Below are 20,330 nucleotides of genomic sequence, written 5' to 3'. Positions count from 1 at the left end.
CTCAGCCTCAACTCTTCGGCTTGATATTGGCGTTGAGGTGGAAGAGGTTCGCGGGGTCGTACTTCGCCTTGACTGCCGAGAGGCGTTCGTAGTTCATGCCGTAGCCCTCGCGCAGGAGGTGCTCGCCCTCCTCGAGGAATCCGGGGAAGTTGAGGTAGACGCCTCCGGCGGAGAACGATTTCAGGTCGGCGAAGGTGTCGCGCACCCAGGTCATGTTCTCGGCCGAGTCGGCCTCCGCCTCCCAGTTCGCCTCGATTCCGAGCAGGTAGGGGGCGTCGCGGTTGGCGAAGGCGGTCTCCTCCTCGCCGATGCGGGCCATGGCGCCGCCCTGGTACCAGACGTCGATGGTGCTCTGGGGCGAAGGCGCCGCGGCGGCGCGCTCGGCGAGCCGCTCGATCAGCTCGTCGCCGAGCTCGGGCACGTTCACGGACTTCCAGTAGTAGTGCAGGCCGTCGGGGTAGTCCTCGTCCAGGATCGCCTGGACTTCCGTGTAGGGCATGGGGCCGCTGAGGTCGCAGATCGGGTCGGCGATCTCTCGCAGCGGCTGGAGCAGTCGCTCGCCGTCCGCCGGGTCGCCCGGGTACGGCGCGAGCAGGGCCGTGAAGTCCTTCCCGTGCGCCTCCGGCGGGAAGGGCTCCGCCGGTGGGACCTTCCCGAGGACTCCGATCGGGGCGAAGTCGTCCGGCCGCTGGGACAGGTAGTGCTCGCAGGCCCGCAGCACCTCCTTGGTGCGGTCCGCGGGGTAGAGCACGAAGCAGAGGAAGACCTCCGGCCCGAGGGGATGCAGGCGGTACTCGAACGAGGTGACGACGCCGAAGTTGCCGCCACCGCCCCGGACCGCCCAGAAGAGGTCCTGGTGCCGGCTCTCGTCGGCGACCAGGAGGCGCCCGTCCGCGGTGACCACCCGTACGGACAGGAGATTGTCGCAGCTCAGCCCGTGTTTGCGCCGGAGCCAGCCTATTCCCCCGGACAAGGTCAGGCCGGCTGCCCCCGTCTCCGTCACCACGCCCAACGGAGTGGCGAGCCCATGGCGCTGGGTCTCCCGGTCGATGTCCCCCAACGTGCAGCCGCCCTGCGCGACCGCCCTTCGCCCCTCCGGGTCGACATCGACCCCTCGCATCTCCGACAGGTCGATGACCAGGCCACCGTCGCAGACCGCCTGACCGGCGACTCCGTGTCCGCCCCCGCGCACGGCGACGAGCATCTCGTTGTCGCGGGCGAAGTCGACCGCGGCGACCACGTCCTCGTCGCCCGCGCACCGGGCCACCAGCGCCGGACGCCTGTCGATCATGCCGTTCCAGAGTTTTCGTGCCGACTCGTAGTCGGCCTCCCCGGGCCGGACGACCCGCCCCCGCAACCTGGAGGCGAACGCGTCCACGAGGGAACTCGGAACATCCGCCTCCCTGCCACGCCGCCCCTCCTCCCCCCTGACCGGCGTGCCGCTGTGGCTGTGACTCCCGCTCATGGGGCTCACCTCCCGGTTTTCAGCATCACGCCTGGCAGGAGGAGGTGCCATTCGAGCTCTCTGCGCACCGTGCCGACCGTCCCGCGCTTCGTACGAAGGGTCTCGAATGGCGGACAATTGTGCGAGGCCCTTGGCCTTCCGCTTAACACATGAGTAACACTGAAGGGTCGACTGCTGTATCGAAAATCCACGAGGCGGTCGCCGTCCTGCGCGAGGCAATGGCGCCGCGCGCCCATCACCGGGCCCGTTCCGGTGTCAGCCGCGCCAGAAAGGGACCCCGTGACTTCACGACCCGACTTCACCTCCTCGCTCGAGAACCTGCGTACCGAGATCCTGCGCCGCAATCCGGCCGAACCCGAGTTCCACCAGGCCGCGCGCGAGGTGCTCGACACCCTCGGGCCGGTGCTCAAGGCGCGTCCGGAGTACGCGGAACCGGGGCTCGTCGAGCGGCTCATCGAGCCGGAGCGGCAGATCATCTTCCGGGTGCCGTGGCAGGACGACCAGGGGTGTGTTCACGTCAACCGGGGATTCCGGATCGAATACAACAGCGCCCTCGGCCCGTACAAGGGCGGTCTGCGATTCCACCCCTCGGTGAACCTCGGGATCATCAAGTTCCTCGGCTTCGAGCAGGTCTTCAAGAACGCGCTGACCGGGCTCGGCATCGGCGGCGGCAAGGGCGGCAGCGACTTCGACCCGCAGGGCCGCAGCGACGCGGAGGTCATGCGCTTCTGCCAGTCGTTCATGACGGAGCTGTACCGGCACATCGGTGAGTACACCGACGTACCGGCGGGCGACATCGGTGTCGGCGCCCGGGAGATCGGCTACCTGTTCGGCCAGTACCGGCGGATCACCAACCGCTGGGAGGGCGGCGTCCTGACCGGCAAGCGCGCCGGCTGGGGCGGCTCGCTGATACGGCCGGAGGCGACCGGATACGGCAACGTGCTGTTCGCGGAGGCGATGCTGCACGAGCGTGGCGAGGAACTGGAGGGCCAGACCGCGGTCGTCTCCGGATCCGGAAACGTCGCGATCTACACCATCCAGAAGCTGACGGCCCTCGGCGCCAACCCGGTGACCTGCTCCGACTCCAGCGGCTACGTGGTCGACGAGAAGGGCATCGACCTGGAGCTGCTGTGCCAGATCAAGGAGGTCGAGCGCGGCCGGGTGAGCGCGTACGCCGAGCGGCGTGGCGCCTCCGCGCGGTTCGTGCCCGGCGGGCGGGTCTGGGAGGTCCCGGCCGACATCGCCCTGCCGTCGGCGACGCAGAACGAGCTGAACGCGGACGCCGCCGCCGTGCTCATCCGTAACGGCGTGAAGGCGGTGTCGGAGGGCGCGAACATGCCGACGACACCGGATGCCGTGCAGCTCTTCCAGAAGGCCGGAGTCGCCTTCGGGCCCGGCAAGGCCGCGAACGCGGGCGGGGTCGCGGTCAGCGCACTGGAGATGACGCAGAACGCGTCGCGCACGACGTGGAAGGCCGACCAGGTCGAGAACGAGCTGGCCCGCATCATGACCGACATCCACAACACGTGCGCCGAGACCGCAGACCGCTACGGTGCCCCCGGCGACTACGTCGCGGGCGCGAACATCGCCGGCTTCGAGCGGGTCGCGGACGCGATCCTGGCGCAGGGCGTCATCTGACGGTGCCGGTGCCGAGCGGGGAGGGTCGGGGGGCCTCCCCGCTCGGGCCGGAAGGGGAGTACCCCACATGGCCCTGGTGCCCCACATCCCGGCCGGAGAGACTCGGATCCATGCAGAAGCTCTCCCTCGAGGCCCTCGCCCGCGAGCACCTCGAACGCGCCGCAGCCTCCTCCACCGGTCGCAGCGCGAGCACGGTCCACGGCGGCCACGAGCACACCCTGCGCCAGACCCTCCTCGCCCTGACCGCCGGCACCTCCCTCGCGGAGCACGACAGCCCCGGCGAGGCGACCCTGCTGGTCCTGAGCGGTCACGTCCGCCTCACCAGCGGCGACGCCTCGTGGGAAGGCCGGACCGGCGACCTGCTCGTCATCCCACCGGCCCGCCACGCCCTGGAAGCCCTGGAGGACGCGGCGGTGATCCTCACGGTCGCCAAAAAGGGCTGAGGGGCCCGCGAGGTCCGGCGGGGTCGGCCTCTCCAGCGGTTCACGCGATGGCACGATGTCCGCACAGACGATCGAGTGAACGGGGAGGCCGGCGTCATGGCCCGCTACATGGAGGCGCTGACCGTCGAGCGCGGCGGTTTCCGGATCAAGGTGCCGGAGTCCTGGTGGGAGTTCGACGTACGGCCGGAGTCGCGGGACGACTCGATCCACCGGATGGTGAGTGAACGCCTGCGGCAGCACCCGGAGTTGGCGCCGCACCGGGACACGTACACCGCGTTCCTGCGGAGGGCGGCGGCGGACGCCTGGAAGTCGGGCGCGCTGTACTGCGGCTGCATGGCGGAGAACTTCGGCGGTGACGTACCGATCACCGGCTCGGTGACGGTCTCGCTGGTCGGCGGCCGTACGGGCAAGGGCGATCCGCTGCCCACCGACCCGGCCGCCGTCGCCGCCCGACTCGCCGTCAAGGAGGCCAAGAAGCCGGGTGACTCCTGGCGGAAGGTCACCACCGTCGACATCCCCGGCGTGGGCCCGGCGGCGCGGACGTACGGCATCGAGGACATCCCCGTACCCGGCGACGAACTCGACCGGACCATCCGCGCGGTACTGACCCAGACCTTCATCCCCGTACCCGGCCAGGAGGGCAAGGTCGCCCTGGTGGCGGGCAGCAGCCAGGTCCTCGACCTCGCCGACTCCTTCTTCGACATCTTCGACGCGATCACCTCGACGTTCCGCTTCACCGGCTGAGGGCCGTGGTGGTCGGGTGGGACTGGAAGAGCGGCGAGGGGCTGCTGGGCGTCGACGACCCGGCCGAGTGGGATGCCGCGTTCGAGCGTGGCGAAAATCATCTCGGCACAGCGGCGATCGGGTTGGCCTTCAGCTGTTCGCTGGAGGAGGCGTCGCCACGCGTTGCCAGAGCGATGCGGTTGCCGGACGTCGCTCAGCGCGGGTTCGCGTTCACCGCGGCGGGCACCGCTGCCCAGCTCAACGGGAGACTGACGTCGGAGCTGTACGCCGCGCTGCAGGCGGAAGGTCCCGGCCGCAGGAGCATCGCCGGGAACGCCGTCAGGGACACGCTGACCTTCGTGCCGTTCCGGGACCTGCCGCCCTGGTTCAAGCGGCGGTCGGTGTATTTGACGGTGCGGGACACACTGGAGGGCTGGTGGCTGCGCTCCGAGGACGCGGTCAGTGATGCCCGGCGGGCCCTGCGCGGCCGGCGTCCGTAGGCGCGTCCGCACCGGTCGGCGAGCCCGGTTCGGCATGTCCCGGGCCGAGGCCGTGGCGCGCATCGATGCCGCACACGAAGGGCGCGCGCGTCGGCGCGATCACCGTCGTGTTTGACGTCGGGCGCCCCCGGGGTATTCTCATCCGCCCGATTGGCCAGCCCCCTGCCCTCTGTGGCAAACTAGCGGGGTTGCTCGGTCGAGTGCCGATGCTGCGCGCCTCCCGCCGGGGGGACCGGAAGCGAGTCCCACAGTACTCGTCGTCCCACGCATTGCACCGAGAGGTGCAGGGGCGGACGTACGGGAATCTTCCGGGAAGCGTCAGCGGGGTGCAGGCCAGGCGCCCGGTGGGCCTCTCGCCCCCAGCCGCGGTTCCGGAAGGGTCCGCACTCCCCATACAGGGAAGTTCCGGCAAGGGACATCTGTGTCAGTGGGAGCGCGACACGCCCGACCGCGTGGGTCGGAGGGGAGGGCGGGAACACCGGGTTCCGGAGCGTTTACGAGAGACAGGACTACGAAGTAGCCATGGCGGGACAGAAGATCCGCATCCGGCTCAAGGCCTACGACCACGAGGTCATCGATTCCTCGGCGAAGAAGATCGTCGAGACGGTGACGCGTACTGGTGCGTCGGTCGCGGGCCCGGTGCCGCTGCCCACTGAGAAGAACGTGTACTGCGTCATCAAGTCGCCGCACAAGTACAAGGACTCGCGCGAGCACTTCGAGATGCGCACGCACAAGCGCCTCATCGACATCCTCGACCCGACTCCCAAGACCGTTGACTCTCTGATGCGACTCGACCTCCCGGCCGGTGTCGACATCGAGATCAAGCTCTGAGGGCCGGTGATCTGAGAGATGACCAAGCAGATCAAGGGCATCCTGGGCGAGAAGCTCGGCATGACGCAGGTGTGGGACGAGAGCAACCGCGTTGTTCCCGTCACCGTCGTCAAGGCCGGGCCCAACGTCGTCACCCAGGTCCGTACGAACGACGTCGACGGCTACGAGTCCGTGCAGATCGCCTTCGGTGAGATCGACCCGCGCAAGGTGAACAAGCCCCTCAAGGGCCACTTCGCGAAGGCCGACGTCACCCCCCGTCGCCACCTCGTCGAGCTCCGCACCGCGGACGCCTCCGAGTACACGCTGGGCCAGGAAGTCACCGCTGAGGTGTTCGAGGCCGGCGTGAAGGTCGACGTGACCGCGAAGAGCAAGGGCAAGGGCTTCAGTGGCGTCATGAAGCGCCACAACTTCAAGGGCAACAACTCCTCGCACGGTGCCAAGCGCGTGCACCGCATGCCCGGCTCCATCGGCGGTTGCGCCACCCCGGGTCGTGTGTTCAAGGGCCAGCGCATGGCGGGCCGCATGGGCAACGAGCGGGTCACCACCCAGAACCTGACCGTCCACGCCGTTGACGCGGAGAAGGGTCTGCTGCTCATCAAGGGCGCGGTCCCCGGTCCGAACGGCGGCCTCGTCCTGGTCCGCACCGCGGCCAAGGGGGCCTGAGGTAACGATGAGCACTGTTGACATCCTTTCGCCGGCAGGCGACAAGGCCGGTACCGTCGAGCTCCCCGCGGAGATCTTCGGCGTGGAGAAGGTCAGCATCCCGCTGATCCACCAGGTCGTCGTCGCTCAGTTGGCCGCTGCCCGCCAGGGCACGCACAAGACCAAGACCCGCGGTGAAGTCCGTGGTGGCGGCAGGAAGCCGTACCGCCAGAAGGGCACCGGCCGAGCCCGTCAGGGTTCGACCCGTGCGCCGCAGTTCGCCGGCGGTGGCGTCGTCCACGGCCCGCAGCCGCGCGACTACTCGCAGCGGACCCCGAAGAAGATGAAGGCCGCGGCCCTGCGCCACGCCCTCACCGACCGGGCCCGCCACGACCGCATCCACGTCGTCACCGGCGTGATCGAGGGCGAGACCCCCTCCACGAAGGCCGCCAAGACGCTGTTCGGCAAGATCTCGGAGCGCAAGAACCTGCTCCTGGTCGTCGACCGCGCCGACGAGGCCGCGTGGCTGTCCGCCCGCAACCTGCCCCAGGTGCACATCCTGGAGCCGGGCCAGCTGAACACGTACGACGTTCTCGTCTCGGACGACGTGGTCTTCACCAAGGCCGCTTTCGAGTCCTTCGTCGCCGGCCCGAACAAGGCCAACGACAACGAAGGGAGCGAGGTCTGATGGCTATCCGTCACCCCTCCGTCGCCTCCAAGGCGGCGAAGAAGGCCAAGGAGGCGCGCCTCCAGAAGGCACGCCGCCACGCCACCGAAGGCAAGAACACCGTCATCACCCCGGCGAGCAAGTCGTTCACGGACCCCCGTGACGTCCTGATCAAGCCGGTCGTGTCGGAGAAGAGCTACGCGCTCATCGACGAGAACAAGTACACGTTCATCGTCGCTCCGGGCTCCAACAAGACGGAGATCAAGGAGGCCGTGCAGGCGGTCTTCTCGGTCAAGGTCACCGGCGTCAACACGATCAACCGCCAGGGCAAGCGCAAGCGCACGCGCACCGGCTTCGGCCAGCGCACGGGCACCAGGCGCGCGATCGTGACCCTCGCCGAGGGCGACCGTATCGACATCTTCGGCGGTCCGACCTCCTGACGGAGGTCGGAACGTCCAGATTTCGGAACAAACTTCCGAGGACTGAGAGACAATGGGTATCCGCAAGTACAAGCCGACGACCCCGGGCCGTCGTGGCTCCAGCGTCGCCGACTTCGTCGAGATCACGCGGTCCACGCCGGAGAAGTCGCTGGTCCGTCCCCTGCACAGCAAGGGCGGCCGTAACAATTCCGGTCGTGTGACCGTTCGCCACCAGGGTGGCGGACACAAGCGCGCCTACCGCGTGATCGACTTCCGTCGTCACGACAAGGACGGCGTGCCGGCGAAGGTCGCGCACATCGAGTACGACCCCAACCGCACCGCGCGCATCGCGCTCCTGCACTACGCGGACGGCGAGAAGCGCTACATTCTCGCGCCGCGTGGCCTGAGCCAGGGCGACCGCGTCGAGAACGGTCCCGGGGCCGACATCAAGCCGGGCAACAACCTCGCCCTGCGCAACATCCCGGTCGGTACGACGCTGCACGCCATCGAGCTGCGTCCCGGCGGCGGCGCCAAGTTCGCCCGCTCCGCCGGCGCCTCGGTGCAGCTGCTCGCGAAGGAGGGCCAGATGGCCCACCTGCGCATGCCGTCCGGTGAGATCCGCCTGGTCGACGTCCGCTGCCGCGGCACCATCGGCGAGGTCGGCAACGCCGAGCAGAGCAACATCAGCTGGGGCAAGGCCGGTCGTAAGCGCTGGCTGGGCGTCCGCCCGAGCGTGCGTGGTGTGGTCATGAACCCGGTGGACCACCCGCACGGTGGTGGTGAGGGCCGTACCTCCGGTGGTCGCCACCCGGTGTCCCCGTGGGGCCAGAAGGAAGGCCGTACCCGGGCGCCCAAGAAGGCGTCGAACAAGTACATCGTCCGCCGCCGCAAGACGAACAAGAAGCGCTAAGGACGGGTTGAGATGCCTCGTAGCCTGAAGAAGGGGCCCTTCGTCGACGACCACCTGATCAAGAAGGTGGACGTCCAGAACGAAGCCGGCACCAAGAACGTCATCAAGACCTGGTCCCGTCGCTCGATGATCGTCCCGGCCATGCTCGGCCACACGATCGCGGTGCACAACGGCAAGACCCACATTCCGGTGTTCGTCACCGAGTCGATGGTCGGCCACAAGCTCGGCGAGTTCTCGCCGACGCGCACCTTCCGGGGTCACGTCAAGGACGACCGGAAGTCGAAGCGCCGCTAAAGGCGGGGTGGAATGACCATGACAGACACTGGAAGGACAACCATGGAAGCCAGGGCCCAGGCGCGGTACATCCGCGTCACGCCCATGAAGGCCCGCCGCGTGGTGGACCTCATCCGTGGCATGAACGCCACGGAGGCTCAGGCGGTCCTGCGTTTCGCCCCGCAGGCCGCGAGCGTGCCGGTCGGCAAGGTGCTGGACAGCGCCATTGCCAACGCCGCGCACAACTACGACCACACCGACGCCGACAGCCTCTTCGTTTCCGAGGCGTACGTCGACGAGGGTCCGACCCTGAAGCGGTTCCGTCCGCGCGCCCAGGGTCGTGCCTACCGGATCCGCAAGCGGACCAGCCACATCACCGTGGTCGTCAGCAGCAAGGAAGGAACCCGGTAATGGGCCAGAAGGTAAACCCGCACGGGTTCCGGCTCGGTGTCACGACCGACTTCAAGTCGCGTTGGTACGCCGACAAGCTGTACAAGGACTACGTCAAGGAAGACGTCGCCATCCGTCGGATGATGACGTCCGGCATGGAGCGCGCCGGTATCTCGAAGGTGGAGATCGAGCGCACCCGTGACCGTGTGCGGGTGGACATCCACACCGCGCGTCCGGGCATCGTCATCGGCCGCCGCGGCGCCGAGGCCGACCGCATCCGCGGCGACCTCGAGAAGCTCACCGGCAAGCAGGTCCAGCTGAACATCCTCGAGGTCAAGAACCCCGAGACGGACGCTCAGCTCGTGGCCCAGGCCGTCGCCGAGCAGCTCTCCTCCCGCGTCTCCTTCCGCCGCGCCATGCGCAAGAGCATGCAGTCGGCGATGAAGGCGGGCGCCAAGGGCATCAAGATCCAGTGCGGTGGCCGTCTCGGCGGCGCCGAGATGTCCCGCTCGGAGTTCTACCGCGAGGGCCGCGTGCCCCTGCACACGCTCCGCGCGAACGTGGACTACGGCTTCTTCGAGGCCAAGACGACCTTCGGCCGCATCGGCGTGAAGGTCTGGATCTACAAGGGCGACGTCAAGAACATCGCCGAGGTCCGCGCCGAGAACGCCGCTGCCCGCGCCGGCAACCGCCCGGCCCGTGGCGGTGCCGACCGCCCGGCCCGTGGTGGCCGCGGTGGCGAGCGTGGCGGGCGCGGTCGCAAGCCGCAGCAGGCTCCGGCTGCCGAGGCCCCCAAGGCCGAGGCTCCCGCCGCCGCTCCGGCTGAGAGCACCGGAACGGAGGCCTGACCGACATGCTGATCCCCCGTAGGGTCAAGCACCGCAAGCAGCACCACCCCAGTCGCAGCGGCATGTCCAAGGGCGGAACGCAGGTCGCGTTCGGCGAGTACGGCATCCAGGCGCTGACCCCGGCGTATGTGACGAACCGCCAGATCGAGGCGGCTCGTATCGCCATGACCCGCCACATCAAGCGTGGTGGCAAGGTCTGGATCAACATCTACCCGGACCGCCCGCTGACGAAGAAGCCGGCCGAGACCCGCATGGGTTCCGGTAAGGGTTCTCCGGAGTGGTGGATCGCCAACGTCAAGCCCGGACGCGTCATGTTCGAGCTGTCGTACCCCAACGAGAAGATCGCCCGTGAGGCGCTGACCCGTGCGGCCCACAAGCTGCCGATGAAGTGCCGGATCGTCAAGCGCGAGGCAGGTGAAGCGTGATGTCGGCCGGTACCAAGGCGTCCGAGCTGCGCGAACTGGGTGACGAGGAGCTTCTCGCGAAGCTCCGCGAAGCCAAGGAAGAGCTGTTCAACCTCCGCTTCCAGGCGGCGACCGGACAGCTCGAGAACCACGGCCGGCTGAAGGCCGTCCGCAAGGACATCGCGCGGATCTACACCCTGATGCGCGAGCGCGAGCTGGGCATCGAAACGGTGGAGAGCGCCTGATGAGCGAGAACAACGTGACTGAGACGAACACTGAGGCTCGGGGCTTCCGCAAGAGCCGTGAGGGCATCGTCGTCAGCGACAAGATGGACAAGACCGTCGTCGTCGCCGTCGAGGACCGCAAGAAGCACGGGCTGTACGGCAAAGTCATCCGCAGCACGAGCAAGCTCAAGGCCCACGACGAGCAGAACGCTGCCGGCGTCGGCGACCGCGTCCTCCTGATGGAGACCCGGCCGCTGTCCGCGACGAAGCACTGGCGCATCGTCGAGATCCTCGAGAAGGCCAAGTAGGTAATTCCCGCAAGGGAATTCCAAAAGTACGTTCCTGCGGGGCACCCCTCGCAGGACAGTTCCGCCAGGCTCCAACGGGGCTACCGCGCTTGACTGAGTTCGACTGAAAGCGCGTCAGCCCCGTTGGGGAACCGGCAGACAATCAGGAGATAGACGTGATCCAGCAGGAGTCGCGACTGCGCGTCGCCGACAACACGGGGGCGAAGGAAATCCTTTGCATCCGTGTGCTCGGTGGCTCCGGTCGCCGCTACGCGGGCATCGGTGACGTCATCGTCGCCACCGTCAAGGACGCGATCCCCGGCGGCAACGTGAAGAAGGGTGACGTCATCAAGGCGGTCATCGTTCGCACCGTCAAGGAGCGCCGCCGTCCGGACGGCTCGTACATCCGCTTCGACGAGAACGCCGCCGTCATTCTGAAGAACGACGGCGACCCCCGTGGCACCCGTATCTTCGGCCCGGTCGGCCGAGAGCTGCGCGAGAAGAAGTTCATGAAGATCATCTCCCTCGCGCCGGAGGTGCTGTGAGCATGAAGATCAAGAAGGGTGACCTGGTCCAGGTCGTCACCGGCAAGGACAAGGGCAAGCAGGGCAAGGTCATTGCCGCTTACCCGCGCGAGGAGCGCGTCCTGGTCGAGGGCGTCAACCGGGTCAAGAAGCACACCAAGGCCGCCCCGACCGCCGGTGGTTCGCAGGCCGGCGGGATCGTGACCACCGAGGCCCCCGTCCACGTGAGCAACGTTCAGCTCGTCGTGGAGAAGGACGGCAAGAAGGTCGTGACCCGCGTCGGCTACCGCTTCGACGACGAAGGCAACAAGATCCGCGTTGCCAAGCGGACGGGTGAGGACATCTGATGGCTACCACCACCACTCCGCGTCTGAAGACGAAGTACCGCGAGGAGATCGCGGGCAAGCTGCGTGAGGAGTTCTCCTACGAGAACGTCATGCAGGTTCCCGGCCTCGTCAAGATCGTGGTCAACATGGGTGTGGGCGACGCCGCCCGCGACTCCAAGCTGATCGAGGGCGCCGTGCGCGACCTCACCACGATCACCGGTCAGAAGCCGGCCGTCACCAAGGCCCGCAAGTCCATCGCGCAGTTCAAGCTGCGTGAGGGTCAGCCGATCGGTGCCCACGTCACGCTCCGTGGCGACCGCATGTGGGAGTTCCTGGACCGCACCCTGTCGCTCGCGCTGCCGCGCATCCGCGACTTCCGCGGTCTGTCCCCCAAGCAGTTCGACGGCCGTGGCAACTACACCTTCGGTCTCACCGAGCAGGTCATGTTCCACGAGATCGACCAGGACAAGATCGACCGTGTCCGGGGTATGGACATCACCGTGGTCACCACGGCGACCAATGACGCAGAGGGCCGTGCCCTTCTCCGTCACCTCGGCTTCCCGTTCAAGGAGGCGTGAGCGAGATGGCGAAGAAGGCTCTCATCGCGAAGGCTGTTCGCAAGCCCAAGTTCGGAGTGCGCGGCTACACCCGCTGCCAGCGCTGCGGTCGTCCGCACTCCGTGTACCGCAAGTTCGGCCTGTGCCGCGTGTGCCTTCGTGAGATGGCTCACCGTGGCGAGCTGCCGGGCGTGACCAAGAGTTCCTGGTAATCCGGTAGTTCCGGACTCCCAGGGCTCTCGGTAAGCAACGGGATTCGGCGGGAGGCCCGCTCCACATGGCTTAGGCTTGTGGGGTTGGGCACCTGTCGTGCCCCGAAGCACGCGGGCGACAACCCGCTCATGTTTGCTTACTACGCCGTAGGTCCACCGCGCCGCACCCGTCCCGTCTCGGATCGGGGAGAGGGATGGCGCACCAGGAAACCACGGCGAGAGAGGCCGAAGGCCAATTCATGACCATGACTGATCCGATCGCAGACATGCTGACGCGTCTGCGGAACGCGAACTCGGCGTACCACGACTCCGTGACGATGCCGGCGTCCAAGATCAAGTCTCACATCGCGGAGATCCTCCAGCAGGAGGGCTTCATCACGGGCTGGAAGGTCGAGGACGCCGAGGTCGGCAAGAACCTCGTCCTGGAGCTGAAGTTCGGCCCCAACCGTGAGCGCTCCATCGCGGGCATCAAGCGGATCTCCAAGCCCGGTCTCCGGGTGTACGCGAAGTCCACCTCCCTGCCGAAGGTGCTGGGCGGCCTCGGCGTGGCGATCATCTCCACGTCGCACGGGCTCCTCACCGACAAGCAGGCCGGCAAGAAGGGCGTGGGTGGGGAAGTCCTCGCCTACGTCTGGTAGCGGAAGGGAACGGAGGAAACAGCTATGTCGCGCATCGGCAAGCTCCCCATCGCGGTTCCCGCCGGCGTGGACGTCACCATCGACGGCCGTACGGTCGCGGTCAAGGGCCCGAAGGGTTCGCTGACCCACACCGTGGCGGCGCCGATCGAGGTCGCCAGGGGTGAGGACGGCGTGCTCAGCGTCACCCGCCCCAACGACGAGCGTCAGAACAAGGCCCTGCACGGCCTGTCCCGCACGCTGGTGGCGAACATGATCACCGGCGTGACCCAGGGTTACGTGAAGAAGCTCGAGATCAGCGGTGTCGGTTACCGCGTGCTCGCCAAGGGTTCGAACCTGGAGTTCTCCCTGGGCTACAGCCACCCGATTCTGGTCGAGGCCCCCGAGGGCATCACCTTCAAGGTGGAGTCCCCGACCCGTTTCTCGGTCGAGGGCATCGACAAGCAGAAGGTCGGCGAGGTTGCGGCGAACATCCGCAAGCTGCGCAAGCCCGACCCGTACAAGGCCAAGGGCGTCAAGTACGAGGGCGAAGTCATCCGGCGCAAGGTCGGAAAGGCGGGTAAGTAAGCCATGGCATACGGGCAGAAGATCCTCAAGGGCGACGCCTACAAGCGTGCCGCGATCAAGCGTCGTCACCTTCGGATCCGCAAGAAGGTCGCCGGTACCGCCGAGCGTCCTCGCCTGGTCGTGACCCGCTCCAACCGCCACATCGTGGCGCAGGTGATCGACGACCTGAAGGGCCACACCGTGGCGTCGGCGTCCACCCTGGACGCGTCGATCCGCGGCGGCGAGGCCGACAAGTCCGCACAGGCCAAGCAGGTCGGGGCCCTGGTCGCCGAGCGTGCCAAGGCCGCCGGTGTCGAGGCCGTGGTGTTCGACCGTGGTGGCAACCAGTACGCGGGGCGCATCGCCGCCCTGGCGGACGCCGCCCGCGAAGCCGGGCTCAAGTTCTGAGCCTGCCGTAGCTAGCGGAAACAGAGAGAGGTAATTCCAATGGCTGGACCCCAGCGCCGCGGTGGCGGTGCCGGTGGCGGCGAGCGGCGGGACCGGAAGGGCCGTGACGGCGGCGCAGCTGCCGCCGACAAGACCGCATACGTTGAGCGCGTCGTCGCGATCAACCGTGTCGCCAAGGTTGTGAAGGGTGGTCGTCGCTTCAGCTTCACCGCGCTGGTCGTGGTGGGCGACGGTGACGGCACCGTGGGTGTCGGATACGGCAAGGCCAAGGAGGTGCCGGCCGCCATCGCCAAGGGCGTTGAGGAGGCCAAGAAGCACTTCTTCAAGGTCCCCCGCATCCAGGGCACCATCCCGCACCCGATCCAGGGTGAGAAGGCTGCCGGTGTCGTGCTGCTCAAGCCGGCTTCCCCGGGTACCGGTGTGATCGCCGGTGGTCCGGTGCGTGCCGTGCTCGAGTGCGCCGGTATCCACGACGTGCTGTCGAAGTCGCTCGGCTCCCACAACCAGATCAACATCGTGCACGCGACCGTGGAGGCCCTCAAGGGCCTGCAGCGTCCCGAGGAGGTCGCGGCCCGCCGCGGTCTGCCGCTCGAGGACGTCGCCCCCGCGGCTCTTCTCCGTGCGCGTGCCGGGGCGGGTGCGTAATCATGGCGCAGCTCAGGATTACGCAGGTCAAGTCCTACATCGGCAGCAAGCAGAACCACCGTGACACCCTGCGTTCGCTTGGCCTGAAGAAGGTCAACGACGTGGTCGTCAAGGAGGACCGTCCCGAGTTCCGCGGCATGGTGCACACCGTCCGCCACCTCGTGACGGTCGAGGAGGTCGACTGATCATGGCGGAGCAGAACCCGCTCAAGATCCACAACCTCCGTCCCGCCCCGGGCGCCAAGACCGCCAAGACCCGTGTGGGTCGTGGTGAGGCGTCCAAGGGTAAGACGGCCGGTCGTGGTACGAAGGGCACCAAGGCCCGTTACCAGGTTCCGGAGAACTTCGAGGGTGGCCAGATGCCGCTCCACATGCGTCTCCCGAAGCTGAAGGGCTTCAAGAACCCGTTCAAGACCGAGTTCCAGGTCGTGAACCTCGACAAGCTGGCCGCGCTCTACCCCGAGGGTGGCGAGGTCACCGTCGAGGGTCTGGTGGCCAAGGGGGCCGTTCGCAAGAACAGCCTCGTCAAGGTCCTCGGCCAGGGCGAGATCTCCGTGGCGCTGCAGGTGACGGTCGACGCCGTCTCCGGCTCCGCCAAGGAGAAGATCACCGCCGCCGGCGGTACCGTCACCGAGCTCGTCTGAATCACTCAGGCGTGCCGATGACCTGAACGATCCCGACCGGGGATACCCCACATTTGGGGTATCCCCGGTTGGTCGTTCCAAGGGCGGTGGTCTCGCCGGTAAGGTGGCCTGCACTGCCCACTTTCCCCGGGCGCCCCACTCGGGCACTCCGGAGGGAAGTTGTCCGTTACGTATTCGTCCCTCATCGGAATCTCACGACCACCACCCTTGACGCGGTTGCGCGGGGGTCGCAGGAGGCACCGTGCTCACCGCGTTCGCCCGGGCGTTCAAGACGCCCGACCTGCGCAAGAAACTGCTGTTCACACTCGGCATCATCGTGGTGTACCGGATCGGTACGAACATCCCGATTCCCGGCGTCGACTACCGCAACGTGCAGGCCTGTCTCGACGCGGCCCAGGCGAACCAGGGCCTGTTCGGACTGGTCAACATGTTCAGCGGCGGCGCGCTGCTGCAGATCACGATCTTCGCCCTGGGCATCATGCCGTACATCACGGCGAGCATCATTCTGCAGTTGCTGACCGTGGTGATCCCGCGCCTGGAAGCCCTGAAGAAGGAGGGCCAGGCCGGCACCGCCAAGATCACGCAGTACACGCGTTACCTGACCGTGGCGCTCGCCGTCCTGCAGGGCACCGGCCTGGTGGCCACCGCCCGTAGCGGCGCCCTCTTCCAGGGCTGCCCGGTGGCGAACCAGATCGTCCCCGACCAGTCCATGTTCGTGACCATCACCATGGTCATCACCATGACCGCCGGTACGGCCGTCGTGATGTGGCTCGGTGAGCTCATCACCGACCGCGGCATCGGCAACGGCATGTCGATCCTGATGTTCATCTCGATCGCCGCGACCTTCCCCTCCGCCCTGTGGGCCATCAAGGAGCAGGGCGACCTGGCGGACGGCTGGATCGAGTTCGGCACGGTTCTGCTCGTCGGTCTGGTCATGGTCGGCCTGGTCGTCTTCGTCGAGCAGGCCCAGCGCCGGATTCCCGTGCAGTACGCGAAGCGCATGATCGGCCGCCGGTCCTACGGCGGTACGTCCACCTACATTCCCCTCAAGGTGAACCAGGCGGGCGTCATCCCCGTCATCTTCGCCTCGTCGCTGCTCTACATTCCGGCGCTGATCGTCCAGTTCTCCAACTCCACCGCGGGTTGGGCGGCCTGGATCACGAAGAACCTCGCCGACACCGGGGCCACGCCGCACATCATTCTTTACTTCTTCTTGATCGTGTTCTTCGCGTTCTTCTATGTGGCGATCACCTTCAACCCCGAAGAAGTCGCCGACAACATGAAGAAGTATGGTGGCTTCATCCCGGGCATCCGGGCTGGCCGACCGACCGCTGAGTACCTCAGCTACGTACTCAACCGGATCACCTGGCCGGGCTCGCTGTACTTGGGTCTGATCTCTCTCGTGCCGACGATGGCGTTGGCCGGTTTCGGGGCAAACCAGAACTTCCCGTTCGGCGGGACCAGCATCCTGATCATCGTGGGTGTCGGTCTCGAGACGGTGAGGCAGATCGAGAGCCAGCTCCAGCAGCGCAATTACGAAGGGTTCCTCCGCTGATGCGAATCGTCCTCGTCGGGCCGCCCGGTGCCGGCAAAGGCACCCAGGCCACCCGCCTTGCCGAGAAGCTGAGCATCCCCCACATCTCCACGGGCGACCTGTTCCGCGCCAATATCAGTCGGCAGACCGAGCTGGGCAAGCTCGCGAAGTCGTACATGGACGCGGGCAACCTCGTACCGGACGAGGTCACCATCGCCATGGCGAAGGACCGTATGGAGCAGCCGGACGCCGAGGCGGGCTTCCTGCTGGACGGGTTCCCGAGGAACGTCTCCCAGGCGGAGTCGCTCGACGAGCTGCTGGAGTCCGAGGGCATCACGCTGGACGCGGTGCTCGACCTGGAGGCCCCCGAGGCCGAGGTGGTCAAGCGGATCGCCGGGCGGCGGATCTGCCGCAAGGACTCCAGCCACGTCTTCCACGTGACGTACAGCAAGCCGAAGCAGGAGGGCGTCTGCGACGTCTGCGGCGGCGAGCTGTACCAGCGCGACGACGACGCCGAGGAAACGGTGCGCACCCGGCTGGAGGTCTACCACACGCAGACCGAGCCGATCATCGACTACTACCGGGCCCAGGGCCTCGTGGTGACGATCTCGGCGCTGGGTCCGGTCGACGAGGTCACCGGGCGTGCGCTGGAGGCGCTCAACCGCGATCAGTGACGGTGCGCGTCCGGCCGCGGTTCCCTGCGGGGGCCGCGGCCGACGTGTGCGCGGGGAAGGGGCGGACGGCCTCCCCCGTATCGTTGACGGTGTCCGCAGTCTCTCCGGTCCAGAAAGGCCGTAGCCCCCATGGTGCAGATCAAGACCCCCGAGCAGATCGCCAAGATGCGTGAGGCGGGGCTGGTGGTCGCCGCCATCCACGCGGCCACGCGTGAGGCGGCCGTGCCCGGGGCCACGACGAGGGATCTGGACCAGGTCGCCCGCAAGGTGCTCGCCGAGCACGACGCCAAGCCGAACTTCCTCGGCTACGGCGGCTTCCCCGCGACGATCTGCACCTCCGTCAACGAGGTCGTCGTCCACGGCATCCCCTCCGACGATGTCGTCCTCAAGGACGGGGACATCATCTCCATCGACTGCGGCGCCATCATCGACGGCTGGCACGGTGACGCGGCCTACACCGCCTTCGTCGGGTCGGGGCACGCGCCGGAGCTGGTCGAGCTGTCCCGGGTGACCGAGGAGTCGATGTGGGCCGGCGTCGCGGCGATGAAGCAGGGCAACCGGCTGGTCGACGTCTCCCGCGCCATCGAGACCTACATCCGCCGGCAGCCGAAGCCCGGCGGCGGGCGCTACGGGATCATCGAGGACTACGGCGGCCACGGCATCGGCACCGAGATGCACATGGACCCGCATCTGCTGAACTACGTCGACCGCCGCCGGGGCAAGGGGCCCAAGCTGGTGCCGGGCTTCTGCCTCGCCATCGAGCCGATGGTCTCGCTGGGCACCGCGAAGACGCAGGTGCTGGAGGACGACTGGACCGTCATCACCACGGACGGCACCTGGTCCTCGCACTGGGAGCACTCGGTCGCGCTGACGGAGGCGGGGCCGCTGGTGCTGACGGCGCCGGACGGGGGGAAGGCGAAGCTCGCCGAGTACGGGGTGACGGCGGCGCCGGACCCGCTCGCCTGACGGAGGCCTTCACCGCGACCGCCGGTCGGAGACCGGCGCAGCCGCTCGAAGCCTGTGAGGCGCCCCGGGCGCCGAGCCCGCGAGGGGGCGTCGAGGTGGGGAGGCGGGGCCGCTGGTGCTGACGGCGCCGGACGGGGGGAAGGCGAAGCTCGCCGAGTACGGGGTGACGGCGGCGCCCGATCCGCCGGCGTGAGCCCGGAGGCTCGGCGGAAGCCCGCGGGTTAAGGATCTCGCGGGTGGGGCAGACTTCCTCGATTCGTCTTTCGGGGTGCCCTGACGTAGACTGACTCGTCGGCTCTTGTGCATCCGCATGCCTGCATGTGATCACGGTGCGCAGCGGAGTCGATCAAGGTAGTCGATTCGAAGGGCGAAGCGTGGCCAAGAAGCAAGGTGCCATCGAGATCGAGGGCACTGTCGTCGAGTCTCTTCCGAACGCCATGTTCAAGGTCGAGCTCCAGAACGGCCACCAGGTCCTGGCACACATCAGCGGCAAGATGCGTATGCACTACATCCGTATCCTCCCTGACGACCGGGTCGTGGTGGAGCTCTCTCCGTATGACCTGACCCGGGGTCGGATCGTCTACCGGTACAAGTGAGCAAGTAGATCTTGCCCCCTCCCCTCGTGGTGCGGGGGGCACTGAGCCCGGAGAACTTCACATCCCATGAAGGTCAAGCCGAGCGTCAAGAAGATCTGCGACAAGTGCAGGGTGATCCGCCGTCACGGCCGGGTCATGGTTATCTGCGACAACCCGCGCCACAAGCAGCGCCAGGGCTGACCCGCACGATCCACCCTCTGCGACTTTCCCGCAGAACTTCGCGCGACGCGAGCAACATGTTCATACGCAGAGCCCGAGCCGCACGGCTCGACACCCCCGGTCTCGGAGGCTGGGGACCCGGTTCGTACCAAATCGCCGCACCAGGCGAGGACGGCGGCCGGGGGACGGTTCTGCGGAAGACCTCCGACAACTAACTGGAGCCATTGAATGGCACGCGTTTCCGGTGTTGACATCCCGCGCGAAAAGCGCGTGGAGATCGCCCTCACCTACGTGTTCGGCATCGGCCGAACCCTTTCGCAGCAGACGCTGGCCGCTGTCGGCGTCGACCCGAACACCCGCGTTCGCGACCTCTCCGAGGAGCAGCTCGTCGCGATCCGCGAGTACGTCGACAACAACATCAAGACCGAGGGTGACCTCCGTCGCGAGATCCAGGCCGACATCCGCCGCAAGGTCGAGATCGGCACCTACCAGGGTCTGCGTCACCGTCGCGGTCTGCCCGTCCGCGGTCAGCGCACCAGCACCAACGCGCGTACCCGCAAGGGCCCGCGTCGCGCCATCGCCGGCAAGAAGAAGCCGGGCAAGAAGTAGTCCGCAGCGGACACCTGTCCACGGTCTTCGCTGTAGGACCGACCACCTCCCGTAGGAGTTTGTAGATGCCCCCCAAGGGTCGTCAGGGCGCTGCCAAGAAGGTGCGCCGCAAGGAAAAGAAGAACGTCGCTCACGGCCACGCGCACATCAAGAGCACGTTCAACAACACGATCGTGTCCATCACGGACCCGACCGGCAACGTGATCTCCTGGGCCTCCGCCGGCCACGTCGGCTTCAAGGGCTCCCGGAAGTCCACGCCGTTCGCCGCGCAGATGGCCGCCGAGTCGGCTGCCCGTCGCGCGCAGGAGCACGGCATGCGCAAGGTCGACGTGTTCGTCAAGGGCCCGGGTTCCGGTCGTGAGACCGCCATCCGTTCGCTCCAGGCGACCGGTCTCGAGGTCGGCTCCATCCAGGACGTCACCCCGACCCCGCACAACGGCTGCCGCCCGCCGAAGCGCCGCCGCGTCTGAGTCGCCGGTTCGCTCGGTCGGCCTCCTGCTGGGGGTGCGGGGGTCGCCCCCCGCAATGTCGCAGCACGGCTGCCGCCCGCCGAAGCGCCGCCGCGTCTGAGTCGCCGGTTCGCTCGGTCGGCCTCCTGCTGGGGGTGCGGGGGTCGCCCCCCGCAATGTCGC

33 protein-coding genes and 1 pseudogene are annotated in these 20,330 nt (G+C 67.6%); 33 read left to right on the top strand and 1 reads right to left on the bottom strand.

What is annotated here, in order from left to right; translation table 11 throughout:
• Nucleotides 1–7: 7 nt before the first annotated feature.
• A complete protein-coding gene (locus AB0I73_RS25515) occupies nucleotides 8–1,465 on the bottom strand; it encodes an FAD-binding oxidoreductase (RefSeq protein WP_363040980.1) in 1,458 nt (485 codons plus the stop codon).
• A gap of 279 nt (nucleotides 1,466–1,744) precedes the next feature.
• On the opposite strand from AB0I73_RS25515, the gene gdhA reads away from it, so the two are divergent.
• The 33 genes and pseudogenes from gdhA to rpsK all read left to right on the top strand — a co-directional run bounded on the left by gdhA (nucleotide 1,745) and on the right by rpsK (nucleotide 20,168).
• On the top strand, nucleotides 1,745–3,103 hold the full coding sequence (gene gdhA / locus AB0I73_RS25510) for an NADP-specific glutamate dehydrogenase (RefSeq protein ID WP_181383744.1): 1,359 nt from the start codon (nucleotides 1,745–1,747) through the stop codon (nucleotides 3,101–3,103).
• Nucleotides 3,104–3,213: 110 nt separating this feature from the next.
• Nucleotides 3,214–3,546, top strand: a complete 333-nt coding sequence (locus AB0I73_RS25505) for a cupin domain-containing protein (protein WP_363040978.1) — start codon at nucleotides 3,214–3,216, stop codon at nucleotides 3,544–3,546.
• A gap of 96 nt (nucleotides 3,547–3,642) precedes the next feature.
• Nucleotides 3,643–4,290 (top strand): hypothetical protein, encoded by a 648-nt coding sequence (locus AB0I73_RS25500; protein ID WP_363041038.1) that lies wholly within the window; start codon nucleotides 3,643–3,645, stop codon nucleotides 4,288–4,290.
• A 5-nt stretch (nucleotides 4,291–4,295) separates the two neighbouring features.
• The gene (locus AB0I73_RS25495) at nucleotides 4,296–4,769 is read left to right on the top strand and encodes a hypothetical protein (protein ID WP_363040976.1); all 474 of its coding nucleotides are present in this window, start codon (nucleotides 4,296–4,298) and stop codon (nucleotides 4,767–4,769) included.
• 522 nt (nucleotides 4,770–5,291) lie between these two features.
• Nucleotides 5,292–5,600: a 30S ribosomal protein S10 gene (gene rpsJ, locus AB0I73_RS25490; protein ID WP_003948644.1), complete on the top strand. Its 309-nt coding sequence runs from the start codon at nucleotides 5,292–5,294 to the stop codon at nucleotides 5,598–5,600.
• Nucleotides 5,601–5,618: 18 nt separating this feature from the next.
• The gene (gene rplC / locus AB0I73_RS25485) at nucleotides 5,619–6,263 is read left to right on the top strand and encodes a 50S ribosomal protein L3 (RefSeq protein WP_109381518.1); all 645 of its coding nucleotides are present in this window, start codon (nucleotides 5,619–5,621) and stop codon (nucleotides 6,261–6,263) included.
• Nucleotides 6,264–6,270: 7 nt separating this feature from the next.
• Entirely contained in the window at nucleotides 6,271–6,930 is a 660-nt protein-coding gene (gene rplD, locus AB0I73_RS25480) for a 50S ribosomal protein L4 (RefSeq protein ID WP_109381517.1), read from the top strand.
• Nucleotides 6,930–7,349: a 50S ribosomal protein L23 gene (gene rplW / locus AB0I73_RS25475; RefSeq protein ID WP_363040974.1), complete on the top strand. Its 420-nt coding sequence runs from the start codon at nucleotides 6,930–6,932 to the stop codon at nucleotides 7,347–7,349. The genes rplD and rplW overlap by 1 nt, the downstream gene beginning before the upstream one ends.
• A gap of 52 nt (nucleotides 7,350–7,401) precedes the next feature.
• Entirely contained in the window at nucleotides 7,402–8,238 is an 837-nt protein-coding gene (gene rplB, locus AB0I73_RS25470) for a 50S ribosomal protein L2 (RefSeq protein WP_109381515.1), read from the top strand.
• 12 nt (nucleotides 8,239–8,250) lie between these two features.
• The gene (gene rpsS, locus AB0I73_RS25465; protein WP_003948639.1) at nucleotides 8,251–8,532 is read left to right on the top strand and encodes a 30S ribosomal protein S19; all 282 of its coding nucleotides are present in this window, start codon (nucleotides 8,251–8,253) and stop codon (nucleotides 8,530–8,532) included.
• 42 nt (nucleotides 8,533–8,574) lie between these two features.
• A complete protein-coding gene (rplV, locus tag AB0I73_RS25460; RefSeq protein WP_363040971.1) occupies nucleotides 8,575–8,922 on the top strand; it encodes a 50S ribosomal protein L22 in 348 nt (115 codons plus the stop codon).
• Entirely contained in the window at nucleotides 8,922–9,749 is an 828-nt protein-coding gene (rpsC, locus tag AB0I73_RS25455; protein ID WP_004927271.1) for a 30S ribosomal protein S3, read from the top strand. The genes rplV and rpsC overlap by 1 nt, the downstream gene beginning before the upstream one ends.
• 5 nt (nucleotides 9,750–9,754) lie before the next feature.
• Nucleotides 9,755–10,174 carry a 50S ribosomal protein L16 gene (gene rplP / locus AB0I73_RS25450; protein ID WP_109381513.1) on the top strand — a complete coding sequence of 140 codons (420 nt, stop codon included), beginning with the start codon at nucleotides 9,755–9,757 and terminating at the stop codon, nucleotides 10,172–10,174.
• Nucleotides 10,174–10,398: a 50S ribosomal protein L29 gene (gene rpmC, locus AB0I73_RS25445; RefSeq protein WP_003998824.1), complete on the top strand. Its 225-nt coding sequence runs from the start codon at nucleotides 10,174–10,176 to the stop codon at nucleotides 10,396–10,398. The genes rplP and rpmC overlap by 1 nt, the downstream gene beginning before the upstream one ends.
• Nucleotides 10,398–10,685, top strand: coding sequence for a 30S ribosomal protein S17 (gene rpsQ / locus AB0I73_RS25440; protein ID WP_279334424.1), 288 nt, complete (start codon nucleotides 10,398–10,400; stop codon nucleotides 10,683–10,685). Before rpmC ends, rpsQ begins: the two co-directional genes overlap by 1 nt.
• Nucleotides 10,686–10,840: 155 nt before the next feature.
• The gene (gene rplN / locus AB0I73_RS25435) at nucleotides 10,841–11,209 is read left to right on the top strand and encodes a 50S ribosomal protein L14 (protein ID WP_003992364.1); all 369 of its coding nucleotides are present in this window, start codon (nucleotides 10,841–10,843) and stop codon (nucleotides 11,207–11,209) included.
• A 2-nt stretch (nucleotides 11,210–11,211) separates the two neighbouring features.
• Nucleotides 11,212–11,535: a 50S ribosomal protein L24 gene (rplX, locus tag AB0I73_RS25430; protein WP_109381511.1), complete on the top strand. Its 324-nt coding sequence runs from the start codon at nucleotides 11,212–11,214 to the stop codon at nucleotides 11,533–11,535.
• Nucleotides 11,535–12,092, top strand: coding sequence for a 50S ribosomal protein L5 (gene rplE / locus AB0I73_RS25425; protein WP_109381510.1), 558 nt, complete (start codon nucleotides 11,535–11,537; stop codon nucleotides 12,090–12,092). The genes rplX and rplE overlap by 1 nt, the downstream gene beginning before the upstream one ends.
• Before the next feature lie 5 nt (nucleotides 12,093–12,097).
• Nucleotides 12,098–12,283 carry a type Z 30S ribosomal protein S14 gene (locus AB0I73_RS25420; protein ID WP_363040967.1) on the top strand — a complete coding sequence of 62 codons (186 nt, stop codon included), beginning with the start codon at nucleotides 12,098–12,100 and terminating at the stop codon, nucleotides 12,281–12,283.
• 239 nt (nucleotides 12,284–12,522) lie between these two features.
• Entirely contained in the window at nucleotides 12,523–12,921 is a 399-nt protein-coding gene (rpsH, locus tag AB0I73_RS25415) for a 30S ribosomal protein S8 (RefSeq protein WP_013001411.1), read from the top strand.
• Nucleotides 12,922–12,945: 24 nt separating this feature from the next.
• Nucleotides 12,946–13,485, top strand: coding sequence for a 50S ribosomal protein L6 (gene rplF / locus AB0I73_RS25410; protein WP_109381509.1), 540 nt, complete (start codon nucleotides 12,946–12,948; stop codon nucleotides 13,483–13,485).
• Nucleotides 13,486–13,488: 3 nt separating this feature from the next.
• Entirely contained in the window at nucleotides 13,489–13,872 is a 384-nt protein-coding gene (gene rplR, locus AB0I73_RS25405) for a 50S ribosomal protein L18 (RefSeq protein WP_109381508.1), read from the top strand.
• 39 nt (nucleotides 13,873–13,911) lie between these two features.
• Entirely contained in the window at nucleotides 13,912–14,517 is a 606-nt protein-coding gene (rpsE, locus tag AB0I73_RS25400) for a 30S ribosomal protein S5 (protein WP_109381507.1), read from the top strand.
• Nucleotides 14,518–14,519: 2 nt separating this feature from the next.
• Nucleotides 14,520–14,702 carry a 50S ribosomal protein L30 gene (gene rpmD / locus AB0I73_RS25395; RefSeq protein ID WP_109381506.1) on the top strand — a complete coding sequence of 61 codons (183 nt, stop codon included), beginning with the start codon at nucleotides 14,520–14,522 and terminating at the stop codon, nucleotides 14,700–14,702.
• A 2-nt stretch (nucleotides 14,703–14,704) separates the two neighbouring features.
• Complete coding sequence (rplO, locus tag AB0I73_RS25390; RefSeq protein WP_109381505.1) at nucleotides 14,705–15,160, top strand: 50S ribosomal protein L15; 456 nt, start codon at nucleotides 14,705–14,707, stop codon at nucleotides 15,158–15,160.
• A 241-nt stretch (nucleotides 15,161–15,401) separates the two neighbouring features.
• Nucleotides 15,402–16,715 (top strand): preprotein translocase subunit SecY, encoded by a 1,314-nt coding sequence (gene secY, locus AB0I73_RS25385; RefSeq protein ID WP_363040964.1) that lies wholly within the window; start codon nucleotides 15,402–15,404, stop codon nucleotides 16,713–16,715.
• Nucleotides 16,715–17,368: an adenylate kinase gene (locus AB0I73_RS25380; protein ID WP_109381503.1), complete on the top strand. Its 654-nt coding sequence runs from the start codon at nucleotides 16,715–16,717 to the stop codon at nucleotides 17,366–17,368. The genes secY and AB0I73_RS25380 overlap by 1 nt, the downstream gene beginning before the upstream one ends.
• Before the next feature lie 129 nt (nucleotides 17,369–17,497).
• On the top strand, nucleotides 17,498–18,334 hold the full coding sequence (gene map, locus AB0I73_RS25375; RefSeq protein ID WP_363040961.1) for a type I methionyl aminopeptidase: 837 nt from the start codon (nucleotides 17,498–17,500) through the stop codon (nucleotides 18,332–18,334).
• Between the two features lie 100 nt (nucleotides 18,335–18,434).
• A pseudogene (locus tag AB0I73_RS25370) lies at nucleotides 18,435–18,527 on the top strand (type I methionyl aminopeptidase); the annotation flags it as partial.
• A gap of 181 nt (nucleotides 18,528–18,708) precedes the next feature.
• Complete coding sequence (gene infA, locus AB0I73_RS25365; RefSeq protein WP_003948620.1) at nucleotides 18,709–18,930, top strand: translation initiation factor IF-1; 222 nt, start codon at nucleotides 18,709–18,711, stop codon at nucleotides 18,928–18,930.
• 66 nt (nucleotides 18,931–18,996) lie between these two features.
• The gene (gene rpmJ, locus AB0I73_RS25360; protein WP_003974245.1) at nucleotides 18,997–19,110 is read left to right on the top strand and encodes a 50S ribosomal protein L36; all 114 of its coding nucleotides are present in this window, start codon (nucleotides 18,997–18,999) and stop codon (nucleotides 19,108–19,110) included.
• 207 nt (nucleotides 19,111–19,317) lie between these two features.
• The gene (rpsM, locus tag AB0I73_RS25355; protein ID WP_361157573.1) at nucleotides 19,318–19,698 is read left to right on the top strand and encodes a 30S ribosomal protein S13; all 381 of its coding nucleotides are present in this window, start codon (nucleotides 19,318–19,320) and stop codon (nucleotides 19,696–19,698) included.
• Nucleotides 19,699–19,763: 65 nt separating this feature from the next.
• Entirely contained in the window at nucleotides 19,764–20,168 is a 405-nt protein-coding gene (gene rpsK, locus AB0I73_RS25350) for a 30S ribosomal protein S11 (protein ID WP_003948617.1), read from the top strand.
• Nucleotides 20,169–20,330 lie beyond the last annotated feature (162 nt).

It is taken from the genome of Streptomyces sp. NPDC050388 (assembly GCF_040655635.1).
GTDB lineage: Bacteria > Actinomycetota > Actinomycetes > Streptomycetales > Streptomycetaceae > Streptomyces.
The sequence above is the reverse complement of the archived record's forward strand: the minus strand, read 5'-3'. Positions and strand labels throughout refer to the sequence as shown.

Excerpts from the sequence above, each read along its gene's own strand:
- AB0I73_RS25515 (WP_363040980.1), bottom strand. The coding sequence starts at position 1,465 with ATGAGCGGGAGTCACAGCCACAGCGGCACGCCGGTCAGGGGGGAGGAG.
- AB0I73_RS25505 (WP_363040978.1), top strand. The coding sequence starts at position 3,214 with ATGCAGAAGCTCTCCCTCGAGGCCCTCGCCCGCGAGCACCTCGAACGC.
- AB0I73_RS25500 (WP_363041038.1), top strand. The coding sequence starts at position 3,643 with ATGGCCCGCTACATGGAGGCGCTGACCGTCGAGCGCGGCGGTTTCCGG.
- rpsJ (WP_003948644.1), top strand. The coding sequence starts at position 5,292 with ATGGCGGGACAGAAGATCCGCATCCGGCTCAAGGCCTACGACCACGAG.
- rplC (WP_109381518.1), top strand. The coding sequence starts at position 5,619 with ATGACCAAGCAGATCAAGGGCATCCTGGGCGAGAAGCTCGGCATGACG.
- rplD (WP_109381517.1), top strand. The coding sequence starts at position 6,271 with ATGAGCACTGTTGACATCCTTTCGCCGGCAGGCGACAAGGCCGGTACC.
- rplW (WP_363040974.1), top strand. The coding sequence starts at position 6,930 with ATGGCTATCCGTCACCCCTCCGTCGCCTCCAAGGCGGCGAAGAAGGCC.
- rplB (WP_109381515.1), top strand. The coding sequence starts at position 7,402 with ATGGGTATCCGCAAGTACAAGCCGACGACCCCGGGCCGTCGTGGCTCC.
- rpsS (WP_003948639.1), top strand. The coding sequence starts at position 8,251 with ATGCCTCGTAGCCTGAAGAAGGGGCCCTTCGTCGACGACCACCTGATC.
- rplV (WP_363040971.1), top strand. The coding sequence starts at position 8,575 with ATGGAAGCCAGGGCCCAGGCGCGGTACATCCGCGTCACGCCCATGAAG.
- rpsC (WP_004927271.1), top strand. The coding sequence starts at position 8,922 with ATGGGCCAGAAGGTAAACCCGCACGGGTTCCGGCTCGGTGTCACGACC.
- rplP (WP_109381513.1), top strand. The coding sequence starts at position 9,755 with ATGCTGATCCCCCGTAGGGTCAAGCACCGCAAGCAGCACCACCCCAGT.
- rpmC (WP_003998824.1), top strand. The coding sequence starts at position 10,174 with ATGTCGGCCGGTACCAAGGCGTCCGAGCTGCGCGAACTGGGTGACGAG.
- rpsQ (WP_279334424.1), top strand. The coding sequence starts at position 10,398 with ATGAGCGAGAACAACGTGACTGAGACGAACACTGAGGCTCGGGGCTTC.
- rplX (WP_109381511.1), top strand. The coding sequence starts at position 11,212 with ATGAAGATCAAGAAGGGTGACCTGGTCCAGGTCGTCACCGGCAAGGAC.
- rplE (WP_109381510.1), top strand. The coding sequence starts at position 11,535 with ATGGCTACCACCACCACTCCGCGTCTGAAGACGAAGTACCGCGAGGAG.
- AB0I73_RS25420 (WP_363040967.1), top strand. The coding sequence starts at position 12,098 with ATGGCGAAGAAGGCTCTCATCGCGAAGGCTGTTCGCAAGCCCAAGTTC.
- rpsH (WP_013001411.1), top strand. The coding sequence starts at position 12,523 with ATGACCATGACTGATCCGATCGCAGACATGCTGACGCGTCTGCGGAAC.
- rplF (WP_109381509.1), top strand. The coding sequence starts at position 12,946 with ATGTCGCGCATCGGCAAGCTCCCCATCGCGGTTCCCGCCGGCGTGGAC.
- rplR (WP_109381508.1), top strand. The coding sequence starts at position 13,489 with ATGGCATACGGGCAGAAGATCCTCAAGGGCGACGCCTACAAGCGTGCC.
- rpsE (WP_109381507.1), top strand. The coding sequence starts at position 13,912 with ATGGCTGGACCCCAGCGCCGCGGTGGCGGTGCCGGTGGCGGCGAGCGG.
- rpmD (WP_109381506.1), top strand. The coding sequence starts at position 14,520 with ATGGCGCAGCTCAGGATTACGCAGGTCAAGTCCTACATCGGCAGCAAG.
- rplO (WP_109381505.1), top strand. The coding sequence starts at position 14,705 with ATGGCGGAGCAGAACCCGCTCAAGATCCACAACCTCCGTCCCGCCCCG.
- AB0I73_RS25380 (WP_109381503.1), top strand. The coding sequence starts at position 16,715 with ATGCGAATCGTCCTCGTCGGGCCGCCCGGTGCCGGCAAAGGCACCCAG.
- map (WP_363040961.1), top strand. The coding sequence starts at position 17,498 with ATGGTGCAGATCAAGACCCCCGAGCAGATCGCCAAGATGCGTGAGGCG.
- rpmJ (WP_003974245.1), top strand. The coding sequence starts at position 18,997 with ATGAAGGTCAAGCCGAGCGTCAAGAAGATCTGCGACAAGTGCAGGGTG.
- rpsM (WP_361157573.1), top strand. The coding sequence starts at position 19,318 with ATGGCACGCGTTTCCGGTGTTGACATCCCGCGCGAAAAGCGCGTGGAG.
- rpsK (WP_003948617.1), top strand. The coding sequence starts at position 19,764 with ATGCCCCCCAAGGGTCGTCAGGGCGCTGCCAAGAAGGTGCGCCGCAAG.